Raw genomic sequence first — 19,602 nt, 5'->3', positions numbered from 1 at the left:
GCGATGACCCTGAAGCCCGAAACCCTCGTGCTGCACGCCGGCTGGCGCGCCGATCCCGCGACCGGAGCCGTGGCAGTTCCGATCTACCAGACCACCTCCTACCAGTTCCCCAGTTCCGACCACGCGCGAGAGCTGTTCAGCCTGGAGAGGCTGGGCTTCACCTACACCCGCACCGGGAACCCGACGACGGACGTGCTGGAGAAGCGCGTGGCGGCGCTGGAGGGCGGGGTGGGCGCCCTGGCGCTGGCCTCGGGCCAGGCCGCCTCGGCCTTCTCCGTGCTGGCGCTCGCGCGGGCAGGCGACAACATCGTCTCCTCGACGGATCTCTACGGCGGCACCTGGAACCTCTTCGCCAACACCCTCGCCCAGCGCGGCGTGGAGGTGCGCTTCGCCGATCCGGCGGCCCCCGAGAACTTCCGCCGCGCGACGGATGAGCGCACGCGCGCCTACTATGCCGAGACCCTGCCCAACCCGAAGCTGATCGCCTTCCCCATCGCGGAAGTGGCAGCCATCGGCCGCGCGCAGGGCATCCCGCTGATCGTGGACAACACCGCGGCGCCCATCATCGCGCGTCCCCTCGCGCTCGGCGCCGCCATCGTCGTGCACTCCGCCACGAAGTACATCGGCGGCCACGGCACCTCCATCGGCGGCATCATCGTGGACGGCGGCAACTTTGACTGGACCGCCTGGAAGGACCGCCAGCCCGCCCTCAACACGCCCGATCCCAGCTACCACGGCGCGGTCTGGACGGAGGTGGCGCAGCGCCACGGGATCGGCGCCTATGTCGCCCTCGTCCGCAGCACGGTGCAGCGGGATCTCGGCGCGCCCATCTCCCCCTTCAACGCCTTCCAGCTCCTGCAAGGCCTGGAAACCCTGCCGCTGCGGATCGAGCGGCAGGTGAGCAACGCCACCGCCGTCGCCGCCTGGCTCGCCCGGCACCCGCAGGTCACGCGCGTCATCCACCCCTCGCTCCAGACCGGCGAAGCCAGGGCGCGGGCGGACCGGGTCCTCACGGGCGGCCCCGGCGCGCTGGTGGGCTTCGAGCTGGCGGGCGGCGCGGCCGATGGCGCGCGCTTCATCGACGGGCTGAAGCTCCTCTACCACGTCGCCAATATCGGGGATGCACGCAGCCTGGCGATTCACCCCGCCACCACCACCCACAGCCAGCTCTCGGCCGAGGAGAGGTTAGCGAGCGGCGTCACGCCCGGCTATGTCCGCCTCTCCATCGGCATCGAGCACATCGACGACATCCTGGCCGATCTCTCGCAGGCGCTGGACGCCATCCGCCTGCAAGCGGCCGCCTGAGGAACCAAGAATGAGCGAACTCGCCCTTCCCCTGATCGACCTCCGCCGGCTGGATGGCCCGGCGGAGGACCGCGCCGCCTTCCTGCAACACCTGCGCGCCACCGCCCGCGACGTCGGCTTCTTCTACCTGGCCGGCCACGGCATCCCGGACGCGGAGGGCACGGCGGTGCTGAAGACCGCCCGCCGCTTCTTCGAGCTGCCGGAGGCCGACAAGCTCTCCGTGCAGATGGTCCATTCCCCGCATTTCCGCGGCTACAACCGCGCCGGCCAGGAGCTGACGCGCGGCAAGCCGGACTGGCGCGAGCAGTTCGACATCCACGCCGAGCGCGATGCCCTGCCCCGCACGCCGGATTCTCCGCCCTGGGCGCGCCTCCAGGGCCCGAACCAGTGGCCGAGGACCCTGCCCGACCTGCGCCCCGCCCTGCTGAACTGGCAGGCCGCGCTGACGGCCGTGGCCACCCGCCTGCTGCGCGCCTTCGCCGAGGCGCTGGAGCAGCCCGCCGATGCCTTCGACGGCATCGTGCAGGGCACGCCGAACCAGACCATGAAAATCATCCGCTACCCCGGCCAGGAAGGCCCGCGCGACGACCAGGGCGTGGGCGCGCACAAGGACAGCGGCCTTCTCACCTTCGTGCTGCAGGACAGCCGCCGCGGGCTGCAGGTGCAGAAGGAGGACGGCAGCTGGGTGGACGCCGTGCCCGTGCCCGGCACCTTCGTGGTGAACATCGGGGAGCTGCTGGAGCTGGCCTCGAACGGCTATCTCCGCGCCACCATCCACCGCGTGGTCAGCCCGCCGCCCGGCGAAGACCGTGTCTCCGTCGCCTTCTTTCTCGGCGCGCGGCTGGACGCGGAGGTGCCGTTGCTGAACCTGCCGCCGCACCTGGCCGCCGAGGCGAAGGGGCCGGCGAGCGACCCGGAAAACCCGCTCTTCCGCTCGGTGGGGCAGAACTACCTCAAGGGCCGCCTGCGCTCCCACCCGGATGTGGCGCAGCGCTGGCACGCGGATCTCCTCGCGCCCGTGCCGGCATGAGGAGCCGCCCGGCGCAGCCCCGGGGTGGGGCCGCGCCGGGCACGACTCAGCGATGGGCGGCGTAGGCCTCGTGGTTTGGGGCCACGCCGATGGCGCTGTTGATGCGGTTGCTGAAGTTGAAATACGCGGCGATGGCGGCGGCATCGAGGATCTCCGCCTCGCCCAGCCCCGCCGCGCGCAGCCGCTCCAGGTCGGCCGGCTCGATCGCACCAGGGGCGCGGGTGATGGCCAGCGCATAATCCGCCAGCGCCCTTTCCCGCACGGAGAGCGGGGCGTGGCGGTAGTTCACCTGCACCCGCTCCACCCAGAAAGCGTCGCCTGTGATCCCGCGCAGCGCGGAGGCGTGGCCGAGCACGCAGGGCTCGCAGCGGTTCTCGCTGCTCACCACCAGCGCGATCAGCTCCCGCTCCTTCGGCGAGAGTGTGCTGGCCGGGTTGGCATTCACGGCGCGGCTGAGTGCATCCTGCGCCAGCACCAGCTCCGGCCGGGCCAGCAGGGCCGTCTGCCCGTTGCGGACATAGCCCAGCTTCTCCTTCGTGCGGTCCAGCACGGCCTGCACCGCGTCCGACGGCCGGGGCGTCGGAAGGTCGAGCCAGGAGACGGCCGGCGCGCCGGCGGGAAGGGCATCGGTCATGGCGTTCCCTTTCAGCCCTGCAGCGTGCGGGCGAAGCGCAGGTCCAGCCCGGGGCGGACATCCACGCGCTGGCGCAGCAGGCCGAACTCCACCGCCTCGTCCGCCGCGCGCTGGAACTCGGCGACGATCGCCTCGTCCAGCACGCCGGGCACGGTGCGCTCAATGCCATAGGCGCGCTCCAGCACCGGAACGGGCAGGCGGGTCAGCTCGGAATTGTAGCGGGCGTATTCGGGGATGTGCCCGTCCGCCCAGCGCCAGCCGTCGCGGAAGCGGCGGAGGAGGTCGGCCAGGATCGCCTCCTTCTCCCGGATCGCCCGTTCATGCGCCGCGACGAACATGATGGAGGGGGTCAGGCCCTTCCCGTCCAGCACGGTGCGGGCGCCGAAATCCAGCACCTCCAGCGAGATGTAGGGCTCCCAGATCGCCCAGGCATCCACCGCGCCGGAGCGGAAGGCCAGCGCGGCATCCGTGGGCGGCAGGAGGTTGATGGTGGCGTCTCCCGGTGCGATCCCCTCGCGCTTCAGCGCGGCGCGGATGAGGAACTGCCCCCAGCCGCCGCGATTGCCGGCGATGCGCTTGCCCCGCAGGTCGGCCGGGCCGCGGATGGGCCCGTCCCCGCGCACGAGGATGCCCTGCCCGGCGGGCGAGGGCCGGGCCACGCCGATGGCCTTCACCGGCGCGCCGGAGGCCTGAACGGTGAGGAAGGCGAGGTCCCCCTGATAGCCGAGGTCGAGGGCCCCGGCGTTCAGCGCCTCCAGCAGCGGCGCGGCCGCGGGGAACTCGCTCCACTCGATGCGGTAGGGCAGGTCCCTCAGCACGCCGGAAGCTTCCAGCAGGGAGCGCAGGCCGCCCTTCTGGTTGCCAATGCGGAGCACGCCCGGAGGCTGGGCATGAAGGATCCCTGGCGCCACGAGAAGGGCGCCGCCGGTGGCGAGAAGCGTGCGGCGGGTGGTCATCATGCTGCTCCTCAGGCGTCAGCGAAGGAGGCATCAATGCCGTCCGCCACCTTGAAGCGGCGGGAGACAATGCCGTACTCCACGCAGCGGTCCACGGCCTCCTGGAACTCGGCCAGCAGGGCGGCATCGATCGGAACGGCCTTCTGGGCGCTCACCTCGTAGGCTCGCTCGATCACCGGCACGGGCTGGCGGATCAGCGCGGCCGTGGTGCGGGCGTAATCCTTCAGGTGCGCGTTCGCCCATTCCCAGCCCAGGCGGTTGCGGCGCACGAAGTCCTCCAGCTGCGGGCGCTTGTTTCGCAGCGCCGGCTCGCTGACGGCCAGCAGGCTGGCGCTGGGCGTCAGCCCGCGCGCATCGGCCAGCACGCGGCTGCCGAAGTTCAGCACCTCCAGCGAGGTGAAGGGTTCCCAGACCGACCAGGCATCGATCGCGCCGGAACGGTAGGCGAGCGCGGCGTCCGAGGGCAGGAGCCAGGCGATGTTCACCTCGGAGGGCTTCACCCCCGCCTTCTCCAAGATGCGGAACAGGGAGTAGTGCGTCCAGCCACCCCGCGCCGCCGCCACGCGCTTGCCGCGCAGGTCCGCCACCGTCCGGATCGGCCCATCGGCCTTCACCACGATGTTTTGCGAGGCGCCGTCCGAGCGCGTGGCGCCCACCGCCCTGATCGCGGCGCCGTTGGCGAAGACGGAAAAGAAGTTCAGGTCACCCATGGAGCCGATATCCACCGCGTCGGCGTTCAGCGCCTCCAGCAGCGGCTGGGCGGCCTGGAACTCGCTCCAGGCCACGGGGTAGGGTAGGTCCTTCACCTGGTTGGACGCTTCCAGCAGGGCTTGCAGCCCACCGCGCTGGCTGCCCACGCGCAGGGTGGCGGCGCGCGGCTGGGCGCGGGCAGCGCCCGCGACGGCAAGAAGCCCGGAGGCAGCCAGGACGGCGCGCCGGTTCACATGGTTGTTCATGATGCCTTGCCCCTCACTCGGCCGCGGTGCGGACGGCGACGGAGACGCGGCCGCGATCCTCCGTATCGGCCAGCTCGCGCAGCAGCGGGATCAGCTCCCTCCCGTACTGCACCGTGTCCGGCAGCGGGTCCCAGCCGCGCAGGATGTAGTGGGACACGCCGTGGGCGCGGTAGCGCAGCATGGCGCGCGCCACCTGCTCCGCCGTGCCCACCATCGCCGTGGAGTTGCCGCGCCCGCCCAGCAGGCCCGCCATGGCGGTCCAGAGCCGCTCGTCCAGCACCTCCCCGCGCTGCGAGAGGCCGACAAGGCGCTGCGAGTTCACCGCGCCGCTCGCCGCGATCAGCCCGGCGCCCCCGGCCAGCGCCTGCTTGGCGATGGCGCGCTCCCGGATGTCATGCGCCTTCTCCCAGGCCTGCTTCTCGGTAGCGGCGATGATCGGCCGGTTGGACCAGGAGAAGGCGACCTCCCGCCCCGCCGGCACGGCGGCGCGCACCCGGTTCAGCATCGCGGCCGTGTCCGCCAGCGGCTCCCCGAACAGCGCGTAGACGTCGGCGTGGCGCCCGGCCACGCGCAGCGCGACGTCCGACGCCCCGCCGAAGAAGATCGGCAGGTGCGGCGTCTGGAGCGGGCGCACATCCGACCAGGCGTCCTGGAAGCGGTAGAACTCGCCCTCATGGCTGATGGGACGATCGGCGGTCCAGATGTTGCGGATGATCTCCAGGAATTCGTCCGTGCGGCGGTAGCGCGCGGCGTGGTCGGCGTAGTCGCCATCCTTCCGCTGGTCCGGATCATCCCCGCCGGAGATGACGTGCAGCGCCAGCCGCCCGCCCGTCAGGTTCTCCAGCGTCGCCAGCTTGCGCGCGGCAAGGGTGGGCGAGACGAAACCCGGGCGGTGGGCGATGAGGAAGTTGATTTTCTTCGCCACCGCCGCCGCATGGGCGAGGACGAGGAAGCCGTCCGCCGCGTTGGTCCAGTAACCCGCGAGAACGCGGTCGAAGCCGCCCTCCTCATGGGCCCGCGTGATCGCCTCGATGAAGTCCGGCTGGAAGGCGGCGCCGCTCGGCGGCTCCAGATCCGAGGTGGGCCGGGCCCAGATCATGCCGGTGATGTGCAGCGTCATGGGGACTCCTCTTTGGGTCTGATCAGGCCGCGAGGGCCTCGCGGCCCGCCGCGACATGGGCGGCATCGGCGGTGGGCACGTGGATGCGGGCGCAGAGCACGTCGCGTAGGTGCCGCTCCAGCGGGTTGGCGCGGGCGTAGGCGTGGTTGCCCGCCAGGGCCGCCGCCAGTTCCACTGCACGAACGGCGTTCTCGGTGAGGATCGTCTTGAGCAGCAGGCTGTCCGCGACGGAGGGCGGCCCGCTGGCATCCGTGTCCGCGGCCACCGAAGCGATAAGCCGGTCGTTCACGAGAAGGAGCGATTGGATCTCGCCGACCTTCTCCTGCATCCGCGGCAAGCTTGCCAGCGGCGCCCCCAGGCTCGTGGGGCGGCGATCGTGAAGGAAGTGTACGATCCAGTTCCGCGCGGTGTGCCCGATGCCGTTGTACAGGGCGCCCAACCCGATTGCGTTCCAGACGGCCTGCGCCGGATCGGCCGCAGCCCAGTCCTCGGCTGCGCGAAGATCGACGGCGTGCTCCGCGGGCAGGACCACGTCCTCGAAGACCACGTCGTGGCTGCCGGTCGCGCGCATGCCGAGCTGATCCCAGCTCTCCACGATCCGTACGCCCGGCATGTCCGCTCGCACCAGGGCGTAGCCGAGCCGCGGGCGCTCTTCCGCCGTTCTGACCCAAACCTCCATCCAGGTGAGGCCCGGCGCGCCCGTAACGTAGGTCTTACGGCCGGACAGAGACCAGGTGCCGTCCGGCTGCGCACGAAGCGTGGAGGCCGGAAGTCCACCACGGGTTGGGGATCCCAGATCCGGCTCCGCCCGTAACGCGTTGAGTAGCGCCCCGTGCTGCACGGCATCGCGGGCAACGCGGGCGTGCACCGCCTTGGGCCAGCGCCCCTCGCGGGCCAGGGCCGCGTGGCGGCTCAGCTGCATGGCCAGGATTAGGCCGGTGGAAGCGCAGGCGCCGCCGACCATTCCGAGAAGCCGCGCCGCTGCGGCAAGGCCCCTGCCCTGCCCGCCGAAGCGGCAGGGAACGGTTAGATCCAGCATCCCCGCGCTGTGGAGTGCGGCGAGGTTGGTGGACGGGAACTCGGCGTTGGCGTCGTGCCGCGCGGCAGCGGATGCGATCCGTTGCATGACAGGGCTGACGCCCTTCTCCCCCGCATGGGCCAGATGCGGGCCCTGGCCTCTCGCCTGCTGCTCCGGAAGTTCCCCGGGCTCGGCGATGGCAGCACCCAGCTCGCCAAGGACAACACTTCTGGCGGTGGCTGTCAGTCTGTTCGGTGTGCGCGTGAACGACGTCATGTTCCCAGGCTAATGAACCGGGCGCTCCGCACGAACAGAGGTGTTTCCTAAACTTCAAGCCACACGGAGAGAGGTCATGCTGCGTCCGCGGCCACAGAAAGAACGATCGATCGCGATGGCGGAATCCAAGCATGTGTATCTACCGCACTCAGATAAGAACCTTGGTGGGTAGCGGTCAGTGGGAGTGACCTGAGGCGGGTCTTCAAGCTGCCTGCACCATGCAGCATGATCCGCCCGCCCGCCGTCACCGGCTGACCTGCAGTCCCACCGGAGTACCATTGTCGGGCGCAGAAACCTCCTCGACGGTGCCTCAGCCAGCCGCGTCGGGTTCTGAGCAGCGGCGGTCAGGATCTGCGCCTGCGTGGGCGCGAGGGTCTTGGTCTGGGTCTTCGTCAGATCCCTGGGTCGGACCCGAGCCCTGACGAGAGCGGGTCAGGGTGGCGCGGGAGGGTGTTGGCTGCCCTCGCGCCACCAACGCTCCGCTCTGTTCTGAGCAGAAGCCAGGTATCCTCAGCACCTATAGCGCGTGGACGGCCACACCGAGATCCCCATCATCCACCTCATCGCCCACCGGTTGGAGGACCGCTCCGACCTGCCGGACAGGCTGGGCCAAGTGGACAGCGCGGGGACAGGATGTGGGATCGGCTGGTCGGGCCAGCGGCCGAGGTGCGACGGCTGGAGCCGGGATCGCGCCGCCCGGTAAAGGTGCAGCCCAGCCGCAATTTCCGGTAAAGTGCGTCCTCGCATCATTGACGCTTGGCGCCTCGCACCGGCGATCCGCCGAGATTGACCTCGACCACCATGCAAGGAAGGCTTCTTGTCGCCCGCCTTCGCGGACGTCTGCACGGAGGATACCATGCGCCGGCTCGCGCTGCTGTTGACCATCCTCACCTTTCCCGCGCCCGCGGACGAGTTGCCCGTCACAGGCGTGGTGATGTCCTCCAGCGGCCTCATGCAGGTGGACCGCGGCGCCACCCTCCCGGCTGACGCCAGCGCCACCTTCCACGTACCGGTCGAAGCGGTGGATGACGTCCTGAAGAGCCTCCTCGTCCGCGATCCCGCCGGCACCGTAGAGGGTGTGCGCCTCCCCGCGCGCGACCTCGCGGCGGAAGCTTTCCGCGGTCTTCCCCTCAAGCCAGACGACTTCGAGAACCGCGCCGCGCTCCTCAACGCCCTGCGAGGCCAAGTGGTGGAGGCCGGTGGCACAACCGGCCGCATCGGCGAGGCTGCCGAGACGGAGAAGGGTCTGCGCCTCGCCCTCATCACCCCCGCCGGCGTCACCTCCGTCCTGCTGGGAGATGGCGCGGAGGCCCGCCTGCAGGACGCCGCCCTCGCCACCCGGGTCGCCCGCGCGGCAGAGGCCCTGGCCACCGCGCGCGGCGAGGACGGGCGGCTGATCGAGGTCCTCCTCCGCGGCACCAGCCCGCGCGAGGTCGCCGTCACGACCGTCCTTCCTGCCCCGGTCTGGAAGCCGAGCTGGCGTCTCGTGGTCCCCTCTTCCGGCAGCCCGTCCCAGGCCCGCCTGCAGGGCTGGGCGGTGGTGGAGAACCTCTCGGGCGCTGACTGGGACCGCGTTCGCCTCACCCTCGTCTCCGGCGAGGCCGCGAGCCTGCACCAGCCCCTCTACGAACCCATCCGCGTGCCAAGGCAGGAACTGCCCCTTCGCGTCGCGGAGGGCGTCCGGGTGGAGGCCGACACCGGCCCCCGCCCCGTCCCGCCGCCACCTGCCGCCGAGCCTATGTCGCGCAGCCGCGCCTACGAGGCTGCGCGCGCCGCCCCCGCGCCGGTCGCGCAAGCCGCAGCGCCGGCCCTCGCGGCCGCCTCGGCGGGCCGGATCGCCTTTACCCTCCCCTCGCCCGTCTCCATGCGCGCGGGCATGACGGCCAACCTCCCCTTCCTGGACGTGGAACTGCCAGCCGAGCGCGTCTGGTGGATCCAGGACCTCGTGGCGCGCCACCCCCTGCAGGCCGTGCGGATCACCAACGCCTCGGCGGGCACCCTCCCCGACGGCATCGTCACCGTCTTCGGTGCGGAAAACGCAGAGGCTGGTGCCTGGCTCGGCGACGCGGAGATGCGCGCCCTGCCCTCCGGCCAGCCCCGCCTCCTCGCCTTCGGGCGGGACCGGGACGTGCTCGTCACATCCTCCCGGCACGAGGCCCAGCGCGCCGTCGCCGCCTCCTTCCGCCCGGGGCAGGTGGCCCTGAAGACCCTGCAGACCGAGGAGCTTGCCCTCGCCATCGATCCCCGCGGCGCTCGCGGTCCCCTGCTGATCGACCTGCCGCGGCGGGAGGGCGCGAGGCCCCTCTTTCCCGTGCAGAGCGAGGGCGATTACGGCCTCCGCCACCGCGCCGCGCTGGACGGCACTCCCGTCACCCTCCGCCTCGCCTTCGAGCGGGAGGCCGAGCAGCTCGTCACGATCTGGGATGCCGGCCTCGGCGACCCGCTGCTCCTCTCCTGGCGCAGCATCGAGGTGCAACCGACGCTCCGCCGCCTCCCCGGCGGCCCCGGCACGCTGGAAAGCTTGCGCGCGGCCCTGGATGGCATGCCGCCCGACGCGCCGGGCCGCGACCCGCTCGCCCGCCTGACGGAGAGCATGGCGCAGGCCCGTACCCTGCTCGACGCTTTCACTGCCCAGTGGCGCGCCTACGCCACGGCCGAGGCGGCGCTGAACCGGGCAAGGGCGGCCGCCGAAGACCGCTCCGGGGCTGCGAAGGAGGAGGCGCGGCGAGCGCTGAACCGAGCGAGCCTGGAAGTGGAGCAGGCGGGCACCCGCGCGGATAACGCGTGGGAAGCTTGGCAGCGCGCTGTGCAGGGCGTGCTGGCATCCACGCCGCGATAGAGGCCGGACCGCAGAAACCGACACAGTCTCTCTATGCGGCTAGAGCAGGCTCCCCTCCCAGCTCTGGAACGGTCGCACGTCCCCGCCCGGAAGGTCCTCCTCCGCCGGCTGGTCCGACTTCCCGTGACCGACCACGCGTAGAAGCCCGTCGGGCAGCGGCCGCTGTAGCTCCTTCGCCGCGCCCCAGGGTGCCGTCATCCAGGCCTCCAGCTCCTCCGGCTCCGTCAGGATCACCGGCATGGCCTTGGGATGGATCGGCGCCACCTCGGCGTTCGGCTCGGTGGTAAGGAAGGCGTAGAGGTCGGCCGTCACCTCACCCTCCTTCACCTTCCGGGTGCTGGTCCACTGCGGCACCCAGATCCCGGCGAAGAAGGCGAGCGGCCGGTCGTCACCCTTGCCCAGGGCGAACCAGGCCGGGACCGACTTCCCCTCCACCTTGTCGGGCTCGCTGAAGGCGGTGAGCGGCACGAGGCAGCGATGCTCGGGCGAGAGCCAGCGGCGCCAGTGCGGGGAGGCGGTGTTCCGGACGTTGGTCACGCCGGGGTCGGATTTCTTGCCCCGGAGGGCGAAGGCCGGGCTCGGCATGCCCCAGCGCGCCATGGCCATCTCGCGCACCCCGTCCGCCGCGGTCCGAACGATGGGGGCGGCATAGTCAGGGTAGATACCCGGTAGCGGCTGCAGGTTGCCCAGCAGGTCGCGCGCGGCGCCCGAGGCCTGCCGGATCGCATGCGGGTTGGTCCGGGCGGTGTAGAGATTGCACATGAGCCGGAGGATAGTAGCCCGAGAAGTGCCAGTGCCAGCAGCCGTGCCAAGCTTGTGCGCATCGCCGCGGTGACAGGTGCCTCGCCAGGGCGCAACCCGGCGGTCCTGCGCCGATCCTCGCCGCGCTTCGGCGTCGTATCCTGTTCGGCGTTGTATCCTGTCAGGCGCCGGAGGGAAGGCGTTCAGTTTTCTTTGGACGAGGCGGAGGGAATCAGCCAGCCGCGGACGGTGTCGGCCACCTTGTGGACCGTATCGGACCACCGGGCCGGCTCCTGATCCTTCTCGCTGACGATCTGCGGATGATGCTTGCCGTCCGCCTCGATCGGGCGCGCGAAATAGCCTGCCTTCGCCATGCGGAACCCCCACCGTTATTTCCGCCCTAACGCGAACCGGAGAAGGAGGTTCAACGAGAAATTCACCGCCGGCTTCGGCTAGTGATGGCTCAAGGCACACCTGGCCGCGTAGAGCCTGAACGGGAATGGCAGGCGGCAACCCCATCCAGGTCCCTAGAGCGCATTGCGCTCCACCCCCGAAGGGCAGGGGACGGCGCTGCTGACCCATTCCTCCCAATAAATACTCGGATTGGCAGCCCGCGACCGAGATGGCCCACCGACGTCGGGCACGCCGGGGCTAGCCCTTCCTCTCCGGCTGCGAGAGCCGCATGTCGGTCAGATGGCCTGTCCGATGCGAGCTTGGCAGCCCAGTGAACTTCCGCCTTACCTGGCCCTGAGACCCGGAAGCTGGCGGATGCTGCCGGTCCACTTCGGGCCGTGGCAGACGGTGTACTGGTGGTTCCGGCGCTGCGTCCGGCGCCTGCTGTTCTGGACTATCCACGACATGGTGCTGATGCTGGACCGCGAGGCGGCAGGGCGTGAGGCAAGCCCCACGGGCGGCGTGCTGGACAGCCAGACGGTCAAAGCGCCTCTGACCGCCATTCGTCGCCGCTGGCCTTGGCTGAAGCACCTCTTTGCGGATGCGGGCTATGACCGGACGAAGCTGATGGACAAGGCCGCCTTCCTCGATTTCGTCGTCGAGGTTATCCGAAGGTCCACCCCGAAGGACGGGTTCAAGATCCTTCCGCCCCGCTGGGTGGTGGAGCGCACCTTCGGCTGGATGATCTGCTGGCGCCGCCTGGTCCACGACTACGAGCGACGCCTCGACGTTTCCGAGGCCATGATCCACGTCGCCATGGACGCCCTCCTGCTCCGCAGGATCGCCCATCACTGATTTCTCAAACGGTCACTTAGTGGTTACGCCACAGTCTGCCGAGAGCGTGTGCCATTCGCAAGGATTGCCTGGGCTGCGGTTCTGCTGCAGGCTTTTCGGACAGACCAAACTCGCGGGTTGCAATCATGCGCGAAGCCTTCACCGCGGCGGAGGGAGACCGAGTCACGCCTGATTCGCTTTACGATGGGCCGATTATCGATGCGCATCATCATCTTTGGGACCTCTCCATGGGACGCCACCCATGGCTGACCGCGCCCGTTGGCGGACTGCAATCCCTGGGCGATCTTGGTTTTCTGCGACGCGACTATATGCCCGGCGACTATCTTCAGGATGCGCGAGGCCAGGGTATCGTCGCGTCTGTTTGCGTTGAGGCACTCTGGGACCGGAGCCACAGTCCGATTGAAGAGGTGGAATGGTTCGACAGCCTCGACCGGCCTGATGGCATCGCGGGCCGTTATGTTGCCTATGCCCCGCTCCGCGAACCCGCCGCCGGCGGAATATTGGAGAAGCTAGCCGCGAACCCGCGCGTGGTTGGAGTTCGCGAAACAATCCGATGGCATCCTGACCCCGCCAAGCGCTGGGCCGAAGCAGGACTGCTCGGCGACCCCGCCTGGCGGCAAGGCCTGGAGTTGCTGCGCCGCTATCGCCTCTCGCTCGATCTGCTGATGAACCCCTATCAGGCGGAGGAGGTGGCCGGTCTGTCGCGCGACTTCCCTGATCTCCAAATCATTATCAATCACTGCGGCACACCGATTGATCGTGACCCGGATGGGATCGAGCGCTGGCGCCACGGGCTGGCTCTGATGGCAGCGGCGCCCAACATTGCAATCAAAACGTCGAACTTCGGCTCCTATGGAGGCGGGTCCGAAGATCAACGTGAGACAGTGATGCGATGCATCGACAGTTTCGGGGTTGAGCGCACTATGTTCGGAAGTGACTACCCGGTGGCACGTCGAAGCATGAGCTTCGATGCGATCTGCACGCGGTTTAAGGACATCGTTCGCAACCTGTCGGCGGCGGAGCAGCGGGCCGTATTCCACGACAACGCCGAGCGCTACTACCGCTTTCGGTAGCCAAGGCAGCTCGGAGCGAGGCAGGCGACATGAAACGGCGCGGTATCCTGAAGGCAGCGGCGGGAGCGGCAGCTCTGATGACGGCGCCGCGCATCGGCGCGGCCCAGGGCAGCAGCGTCCTGAAGTTCGCCCCCCAGTCCGACCTGCCGACCCTGGATCCGATCTGGACCACGGCTTACGTGACCCGCAACCACGCGCTGCTGGTATTCGATACCCTCTACGGCCAGGACAGCGCCTATAAGACCACGCCCCAGATGGTGGAGGGCCACTCCGTCGAGGCGGACGGGCGCCAGTGGCGGCTAACCCTCCGACCCGGCCTGCGATGGCACGATGGGGAGCGGGTGCTGGCGCGCGATTGCGTCGCCAGCATCCGGCGTTGGGGCCAGCGCGACAACTTCGGCCGCTTGCTGCTCGCCGCGACGGACGAGCTGTCCGCGGCCGACGACCGGACCATTCTATTCCGCCTCAAGCGCCCCTTCCCGCAACTGCCCGAGGCGCTCGGCAAGGCGACGAACAACCTCTGCGTCATGATGCCCGAGCGTCTGGCCCGAACCGATCCCTTCACGCCGGTCACCGAGATGGTTGGCAGCGGTCCTTTCCGCTTCAAGGCCGATGAGAGAGTTCCCGGAGCGCTCACGGTCTATGAGCGCTTCGCCGCCTACGAGCCGCGCCAGGACGGCAAGGCGGACTGGACCTCGGGGCCCAAGGTCGTCCATTTTGACCGCGTAGAGTGGCGCATCCTGCCGGATGCCGCCACGGCTGCCGCGGCATTGCGCCAGGGCGAGATCGATTGGTGGGAGTTGCCCGCGCCCGATCTCCTGCCGCTACTGCGGCGGGACCGGCGGCTCGCGATCCAGGTGCAGGACCCGACCGGCTACATCGGCTGCATGCGGTTCAACCATCTGCATCCCCCCTTCGATAACCCGTCGATCCGGCGCGCGCTCATCGGCGCCGTCAGTCAGGCGGACTTCATGGAAGCTGCGGTCGGAAGCGATCGCAGCATGTGGAAGGATGGGGTTGGCTTCTTCTGCCCGGGCACGCCGATGGCGAGCGGTTCGGGGATCCAGGCCCTGACCGGGCCACGCGACCTGGAGCGCGCAAGGCAGGCGATCCGGGCTGCCGGCTACGACGGCAAGAAGGTGGTGCTGCTCGGCGCGACAGACGTCCCCGTTCTGAACGCCGTCAGCGAGGTGACGGCGGACCTGCTCCGCCAGCTGGGCTTCAACGTGGATTACCAGGTGTCGGACTGGGCCACGGTGGCGCAGCGGCGGGCCAAAAAGGACCCTCCGGACAAGGGCGGCTGGAACCTGCTCAGCAACTTCACGGGCGGGCTCGATCAGAGCACCCCGATGACCCACACTTATCTTTTCAGCAACGAGGCCGCCGCCGCGCCGGGGTGGCCCAGCAGCCCGCAAATCGAGGAGTTGCGGATGCGCTGGCTGGACGCTCCGGATGAGGGCGCGCAAAAGCGCGTGGCTGAGGAGCTCCAGCTCCGGGCCTTCCTGGATGTGCCCTACATTCCCCTCGGCCAGTACCTCTACGCGACAGCCTATCGGCGCGACCTGAGCGGGGTGATGAGCGGCTTCCCGGTGTTCTGGAACCTTCGCAACGGGTAGCGGATCGGTGCTGCCCCGGATGCCGGGGCAGCAGCGGATCAGAAGGTCCCGGGGTAGGCACCCCCGTCGAGCAGCAGGTTCTGGCCCGTGATGAAGCCGGCCCCGGCGCTGCAGAGGAAGGCGCAGGCCTGGCCAAATTCCTCTGGGTCGCCGAAGCGCGCGGCGGGGTTGCCGCCCCGCCACGCTTCGACCACCGCTTCGACGCTCTGGCCGGTCGCCTGCGCCTGCGCCTCCAGCGTGCTTCGCAGCCGGTCCGTGTCGAAGGGCCCCGGCAACAGGTTGTTGATCGTCACGTTGTGCCGCACGGTCTTTCGTGCGATTCCCGCAACGAAACCTGTGAGCCCGCTTCGTGCGCCGTTCGAGAGGCCCAGGTGATCGTAGGGCGCCTTCACGGCTGCTGAGGTGATGTTGACGATCCGGCCGAAGCGCCTCGCGATCATGTGGTCCACCGTGGCCCGGATCAGGGCGATGGGCGTCAACATGTTTGCGTCCATGGCCGCAATCCAGGCATCCCGGTTCCAGTGCCGGAAGTCACCCGGCGGCGGCCCACCGGCATTGGTCACCAGGATGTCGGGTTGAGGGCAGGCGGCGAGAACTCGCGCCCGTCCCTCCTCCGTGGTGATATCCTCCGCGACGGCAGTAACCTGGACCCCGCTGGTCCGCCGTATATCATCGGCTGCCGCCTCCAGCGCGTCTCGCCCACGAGCGACGAGGGTCAACGCCACGCCTTCCCGGGCCAACGCGACGGCGCAGGCCTTTCCCAGCCCCTTGCTGGAGGCACATACGAGCGCGGTTCTGCCTCGGATACCCAGGTCCATAAACGTCTTCCCTTCACTCGAAGCGAGCGTGGACCGAGCCGAAGGGCTCAAAGCTGGCCTCGATCACATCACCTCTCGCCAGCGCGTACTGTTTAGTGAACGAGCCGGACATGACGAGCATTCCTGCCTCCAGCGAGCGCCCGAACTCAGCCAGCTTATTGGCGAGCCACACGATCGATAGCAGCGCACCACCCCCCATCACCTCTGCTCCGGAGGCCTCTTCGCGCTGCGCTCCATTGATGAGGATCCTGACCCGAGCACCGGCAAGATCACGGTTCTCCGGCCTGAGCGCGACGGCCTTTCCCGTCACGAAGCCCTTCTGCTGGGCGTTGTCTGCCATCGCGAGTGGGAGATCAGCGGCGAAGTTGCCGCGCTTCTCGACGATCTCAAGCGCGGGAGCAGCGTGAGTGACAGCTGCGGCCACCTCCTCAACGGTCACTCCCGGGCCGCGCAGCGTACTGCCAATCGTCAGGCAGAGCTCGTTCTCAAAGCCCGGAGAGATTAGATCGTCGAAACGGTATGCTGCGCCAGTTTCACGGTGCCCACTTCCGAGCAGGAACCCAAAGCAAGGCTCGTGAACACCTTGCTGTGCGCGCATGGCTGGTGCGGTGAGACCGACTTTCCAGCCCGCCTGGAACTCACCCTCGGCGATATACCGATCAAGAAATGCGAGCTGGACTGCGTAGGCGGAGCTTAGATCCAGCCGGCCAAACCATTCTTCGGGCATGTGGCGGCCCTCCTGTCTCGCCTGCCACAGCGCATCCGCGACAGCTTGGATATCCACGCAGCACCACTACCCAAAGGCGAAGCTCAATGATGGTTCGAGAGCGGTGGATCGTCGAGGAAGCATTCGGCCGGCTTGAGCACCCCGAGCCGCCCAAGGGCCCGCGCCACCGCCTTGCGGGTCTATACGCCTCTACCCCGCGGTGCCGCCCCCTCTCCATCTGCGCCTTCGCGAGCCCCGCCTTGGTGCGGATCTCCTCTCCCCGGAGTGCCTCGATGACCAGGTGCGCCGTCCGGATTTCCTCCTTCCGGCGTGCCTGGGCCGCTTCGCCGGACATGGGACAATGGCGGCCCCTCCCCCGTCCCGGCCACCACCGCCCCAGCGGCCGTAAGCGCCGCCCAGGTCCGTTCCGCGATCAGGTCCCGCCACGCTTTCAATGCTGTCAGCTCTCAGAGCTTCCGCGGCGGGTCAGCGGCCCCAGCGCTGGCGGGCAGCCCAGGCTTCTCGCTCCCGCTCCTCCTGCCACTCCTCTCGACGCCACTCCCGGCGAGCTCGCCGCGCCTCGCGTTCGCGCCGGCGGAACTCTTGCTCCCGCCAGCGCTCGTACTCCTCGCGGCGGCGCCGCTCCTCGTACCAAGGCTGGGCGGCAGCTGGCGCCACTGCGGCTAGCAGGGCAAAGGGCGAGGCAAGCAGCGCGCGACGGGTGGACATGGACTTCCCTCCGGTTAGTGGCCCCCTCGGGCCGAGGCACCCACGCTCCAGCGGGCTCGCCTGCTGCTCGCAACGTCCTCAGGTCGCGGCGGTTGACCCCAAACGCCCCACGACCCGTGCCGTGGCCAGCGCCGCCCTGGTCCGCTCCGAGATGAGCTCCCGCTCCTTGTGGGCTATGGCCGCGTAGACCCGCAGCATCAGGTCGTTCGCCCCGGGCATGTCAGCCGCCCGGATCGAGATCCCCTCCTCCACAAGCCGCGAGAGCGGTGTAGGCGCGCCGAGTAATCCGATCGAGGCGTGCCGACATCAGCCCCGTCCCAGCTGACGGTACTAGGTCAGCACAGCCCGGGCCTAGCTGCTTCCCCGCTCAGGCTGCTGCCGCCGCTCGGATCGGACCACGGGTGGCCCAGTTGGCGGCGACCGCGCCCAGTCCGACCAGGACCATCACCGGCCAGAAAGCGGCGTAACTGCCGGTCGTCTGCACGAGCACGGCCGCAGCGCCCGCACCCAGGAAGCCGCCGATCTGGTGGCTGAAGAAGCAGACACCGTACAGCGCCCCCAGGTCTGCCACACCGAAGCGCCGTGCGATCGCGGCAGCGGTCAGCGGTACCGAGCCAAGCCAGATGGATCCGAGGACGGCGGCAAAGAGCAGCGTGCCCCACTCCGTGACCGGCAGGGTCGCGAAGAGCGCGATCGCCAAGCTCCGGACCAGGTACACCGCACCCAGTGCGACCTCCGGCCGGATGACACCTCCCAGCTTACCGCAGAGCCAGGAGCCCGGAATATTGAACAGGCCTACCAGCATTAGAGAGGTGGCGCCGAGCCAGGGTGGCATGCCGCATAGGGCCAGATGCGCCGGCAGATGAGTGGTCAGGAAGGCGAGTTGAAAGCCACAGGCGAAGAAGCCCAGCGTCAGCAGCGCGAAGTCGCGTTCCTGCAGGGCGCTCCGGGCCAAGCCAGGTAACTCCGACAAGCTGCGGCGTGGCGCCAGTGGGTTCCGGGGCGACCATTCCATGACCCGCGCGGCCGGCACAATGAACAGCGCCGCAATCGCCATTGCGCCCAATGTCGCGACCGCACCAAACCAGCCCATGCCAACCTGCGCATAGGGTACCAGCAACGCCTGCCCGACCGAGCCACCGGCGGCGGCGATTCCCAACAGGCTGCCCCGGCGCTCGGGCGGGGCCGCGCGCCCCACGGCGGCGATGACACTGCCGGTTCCGGCACACCCCACGCCCAGGCCTGTCATGAGGCCGATGCCAACGAAGGCCGTGACAGCCGATGGGTGGACCGCCACGAGGCCGAGGCCGGCGGCATAGAGAAGCCCTCCCACGGCGGCGACGCGCCCTGCACCGTAGCGGTCGCCCAGCATGCCGGTCACCGGCTGGACGATGCCCCAGGTCAGGTTATGCAGGGCGACGGCAAGGCCGAGGGTCACGACCGAGATACCTGTCTCCGTGCCCAAGGGCAGGAGGAACAATCCGAAGGTCTGGCGTATCCCCATGGCCATCGACGCTGCGACGGCCGCGGCAATCACAACTGCCCAGACACTGGGATTTTTCATCGCGGCCGACCTTCCCTGCCCTGGGGGTGTTCTACGCTTCTCTCATCCCCGCTCGCATCAGTAGGCGCGCAACCGTCGTATGGGTCCAGGCTGTCCTACCATAGGGCGTCTTCATCAGCGCCCGCGCTAGCTCCGCATTGGTGGTGATGCCCTCCCCCCGGAGCGCCTCCAGCGCCAGCCGATGCGCCGTCCGGGTCGCCTTCTCCTGGCGCAGCTGGGCCGCAGCGGCAGCACAGGGCGGCGATGGCGGCCGCCACCCCCGATCCCCGCCCAGGCCCACTCCACGGGCCCGTACCGCGGCCAGTGCCGCCCGGGTCTGTTCCGAGATGAGCTCCCACTCCTTCTGCGCCATGGCCGCGTAGACCCCATCATCAGGTCGTCCGCCCCGGGCATATCGGCCGCCCGGATCGAGATCCCGCCCTCCAGTAGCTGCGAGAGGGTGTGAGCGCGCCGGGTGATCCGATCGAGGCGCGCGGCGACCAGCACCGCCCCGAGCTGGCGACAGCGCGGCAGGGCCGCCTGGAACCCGGGGCGGCGGTCGTCCTTGCCCGAGGCAATGTCCTGGTGCTCGGCAACCGGTGTCCAGCCCTCCCGCTCGACGAAGGCCCGGACGCTGGCCTGCTGCGCCTCAAGCCCCAGGCCGGAGTGGTCCTGCTCAGCGGTGGAGACCCGATGAAGCCCCACCGCGTAGCGGGGCTGGGTGAAGGTGCGGGAGAGGAAGCGCGAGCCGGCCATCAGCCCCGCTCCCCCCTGATCCGGCAGACGCTGTAGCTGCCTTCAGTGCCCTGGGCTCCCGACCTGACCTGGCGCACGCGCTCCGGCACCTCGACCGTGTGTCTTTTTTCAGTCCGCGGCGCCCTTTCCCTCTTCGGTGCCACTTGGCTCGGCATTCCCGTCTCCACCACCCACACCATCACCGGCGCCATCGTGGGCGTCGGCGCTGCCCGCCGCGCCTCCGCCGTCCGCTGGGGCG

19 protein-coding genes and 2 pseudogenes are annotated in these 19,602 nt (G+C 69.5%); 7 read left to right on the top strand and 14 right to left on the bottom strand.

Translation table 11 applies throughout. The features are described from left to right. Positions 1-3: 3 nt before the first annotated feature. Both J5Y10_RS26320 and J5Y10_RS26315 read left to right on the top strand, forming a co-directional pair. A complete protein-coding gene (locus tag J5Y10_RS26320) occupies positions 4-1,305 on the top strand; it encodes an O-acetylhomoserine aminocarboxypropyltransferase/cysteine synthase family protein (protein WP_209377115.1) in 1,302 nt (433 codons plus the stop codon). A gap of 10 nt (positions 1,306-1,315) precedes the next feature. Then, positions 1,316-2,335 (top strand): isopenicillin N synthase family dioxygenase, encoded by a 1,020-nt coding sequence (locus J5Y10_RS26315; RefSeq protein ID WP_209377114.1) that lies wholly within the window; start codon positions 1,316-1,318, stop codon positions 2,333-2,335. 46 nt (positions 2,336-2,381) lie between these two features. Here J5Y10_RS26315 and J5Y10_RS26310 read toward each other — a convergent pair whose 3' ends face one another. The 5 genes from J5Y10_RS26310 to J5Y10_RS26290 are packed head-to-tail and all read right to left on the bottom strand — an operon-like array spanning position 2,382 to position 7,127. Further along, on the bottom strand, positions 2,382-2,969 hold the full coding sequence (locus J5Y10_RS26310) for a peroxidase-related enzyme (RefSeq protein WP_209377113.1): 588 nt from the start codon (positions 2,967-2,969) through the stop codon (positions 2,382-2,384). Between the two features lie 11 nt (positions 2,970-2,980). Further along, positions 2,981-3,925 (bottom strand): ABC transporter substrate-binding protein, encoded by a 945-nt coding sequence (locus tag J5Y10_RS26305; RefSeq protein ID WP_245215124.1) that lies wholly within the window; start codon positions 3,923-3,925, stop codon positions 2,981-2,983. Positions 3,926-3,936: 11 nt separating this feature from the next. Next, positions 3,937-4,881 carry an ABC transporter substrate-binding protein gene (locus J5Y10_RS26300; RefSeq protein ID WP_209377111.1) on the bottom strand — a complete coding sequence of 315 codons (945 nt, stop codon included), beginning with the start codon at positions 4,879-4,881 and terminating at the stop codon, positions 3,937-3,939. A gap of 13 nt (positions 4,882-4,894) precedes the next feature. Beyond that, the gene (locus J5Y10_RS26295; protein WP_209377110.1) at positions 4,895-6,001 is read right to left on the bottom strand and encodes an LLM class flavin-dependent oxidoreductase; all 1,107 of its coding nucleotides are present in this window, start codon (positions 5,999-6,001) and stop codon (positions 4,895-4,897) included. Between the two features lie 22 nt (positions 6,002-6,023). Then, positions 6,024-7,127, bottom strand: coding sequence for an acyl-CoA dehydrogenase family protein (locus tag J5Y10_RS26290; RefSeq protein WP_209377109.1), 1,104 nt, complete (start codon positions 7,125-7,127; stop codon positions 6,024-6,026). A gap of 985 nt (positions 7,128-8,112) precedes the next feature. Between J5Y10_RS26290 and J5Y10_RS26285 the strand changes: the two genes are divergently transcribed. Beyond that, positions 8,113-10,134 carry a DUF4139 domain-containing protein gene (locus J5Y10_RS26285; RefSeq protein WP_245215123.1) on the top strand — a complete coding sequence of 674 codons (2,022 nt, stop codon included), beginning with the start codon at positions 8,113-8,115 and terminating at the stop codon, positions 10,132-10,134. A 39-nt stretch (positions 10,135-10,173) separates the two neighbouring features. Here J5Y10_RS26285 and J5Y10_RS26280 read toward each other — a convergent pair whose 3' ends face one another. After that, positions 10,174-10,896, bottom strand: a complete 723-nt coding sequence (locus J5Y10_RS26280; protein WP_209377108.1) for an SOS response-associated peptidase — start codon at positions 10,894-10,896, stop codon at positions 10,174-10,176. 182 nt (positions 10,897-11,078) lie between these two features. Beyond that, the gene (locus J5Y10_RS26275) at positions 11,079-11,249 is read right to left on the bottom strand and encodes a hypothetical protein (RefSeq protein WP_209377107.1); all 171 of its coding nucleotides are present in this window, start codon (positions 11,247-11,249) and stop codon (positions 11,079-11,081) included. 364 nt (positions 11,250-11,613) lie between these two features. Between J5Y10_RS26275 and J5Y10_RS26270 the strand changes: the two are divergent. The 3 genes and pseudogenes from J5Y10_RS26270 to J5Y10_RS26260 form a co-directional block, all read left to right on the top strand. Continuing rightward, a pseudogene (locus J5Y10_RS26270) lies at positions 11,614-12,123 on the top strand (transposase); the annotation flags it as partial. 125 nt (positions 12,124-12,248) lie between these two features. Then, on the top strand, positions 12,249-13,196 hold the full coding sequence (locus J5Y10_RS26265) for an amidohydrolase family protein (protein ID WP_209377106.1): 948 nt from the start codon (positions 12,249-12,251) through the stop codon (positions 13,194-13,196). 29 nt (positions 13,197-13,225) lie between these two features. Beyond that, positions 13,226-14,812, top strand: a complete 1,587-nt coding sequence (locus tag J5Y10_RS26260) for an ABC transporter substrate-binding protein (protein WP_209377105.1) — start codon at positions 13,226-13,228, stop codon at positions 14,810-14,812. Positions 14,813-14,850: 38 nt separating this feature from the next. Here the strand turns inward: J5Y10_RS26260 and J5Y10_RS26255 are convergent, their stop codons facing one another. The 7 genes and pseudogenes from J5Y10_RS26255 to J5Y10_RS28960 all read right to left on the bottom strand — a co-directional run. Next, the gene (locus tag J5Y10_RS26255; RefSeq protein ID WP_209377104.1) at positions 14,851-15,630 is read right to left on the bottom strand and encodes an SDR family oxidoreductase; all 780 of its coding nucleotides are present in this window, start codon (positions 15,628-15,630) and stop codon (positions 14,851-14,853) included. A 13-nt stretch (positions 15,631-15,643) separates the two neighbouring features. After that, entirely contained in the window at positions 15,644-16,357 is a 714-nt protein-coding gene (locus J5Y10_RS26250; RefSeq protein ID WP_209377103.1) for a 2-keto-4-pentenoate hydratase, read from the bottom strand. A 465-nt stretch (positions 16,358-16,822) separates the two neighbouring features. Beyond that, positions 16,823-17,065, bottom strand: a complete 243-nt coding sequence (locus J5Y10_RS26245) for a hypothetical protein (protein ID WP_209377102.1) — start codon at positions 17,063-17,065, stop codon at positions 16,823-16,825. A 78-nt stretch (positions 17,066-17,143) separates the two neighbouring features. Beyond that, the gene (locus tag J5Y10_RS28965; RefSeq protein ID WP_408901604.1) at positions 17,144-17,317 is read right to left on the bottom strand and encodes a recombinase family protein; all 174 of its coding nucleotides are present in this window, start codon (positions 17,315-17,317) and stop codon (positions 17,144-17,146) included. Positions 17,318-17,432: 115 nt separating this feature from the next. Further along, on the bottom strand, positions 17,433-18,629 hold the full coding sequence (locus J5Y10_RS26235) for an MFS transporter (protein WP_209377100.1): 1,197 nt from the start codon (positions 18,627-18,629) through the stop codon (positions 17,433-17,435). Positions 18,630-18,660: 31 nt separating this feature from the next. Continuing rightward, positions 18,661-18,981 (bottom strand): hypothetical protein, encoded by a 321-nt coding sequence (locus tag J5Y10_RS28195; RefSeq protein ID WP_245215121.1) that lies wholly within the window; start codon positions 18,979-18,981, stop codon positions 18,661-18,663. Between the two features lie 128 nt (positions 18,982-19,109). Beyond that, positions 19,110-19,364, bottom strand: a pseudogene (locus J5Y10_RS28960) (recombinase family protein); the annotation flags it as partial. Positions 19,365-19,409: 45 nt separating this feature from the next. Between J5Y10_RS28960 and J5Y10_RS29015 the strand changes: the two are divergent. Continuing rightward, a partial coding sequence (locus tag J5Y10_RS29015; RefSeq protein WP_432761267.1) for an inorganic phosphate transporter occupies positions 19,410-19,602 on the top strand: 193 nt, incomplete at its 3' end.

The organism is Roseomonas indoligenes, from assembly GCF_017813365.1.
GTDB classification, from domain to species: Bacteria; Pseudomonadota; Alphaproteobacteria; order Acetobacterales; family Acetobacteraceae; genus Roseomonas; species Roseomonas indoligenes.
This window is presented reverse-complemented; position numbering and strand designations above follow the sequence as displayed.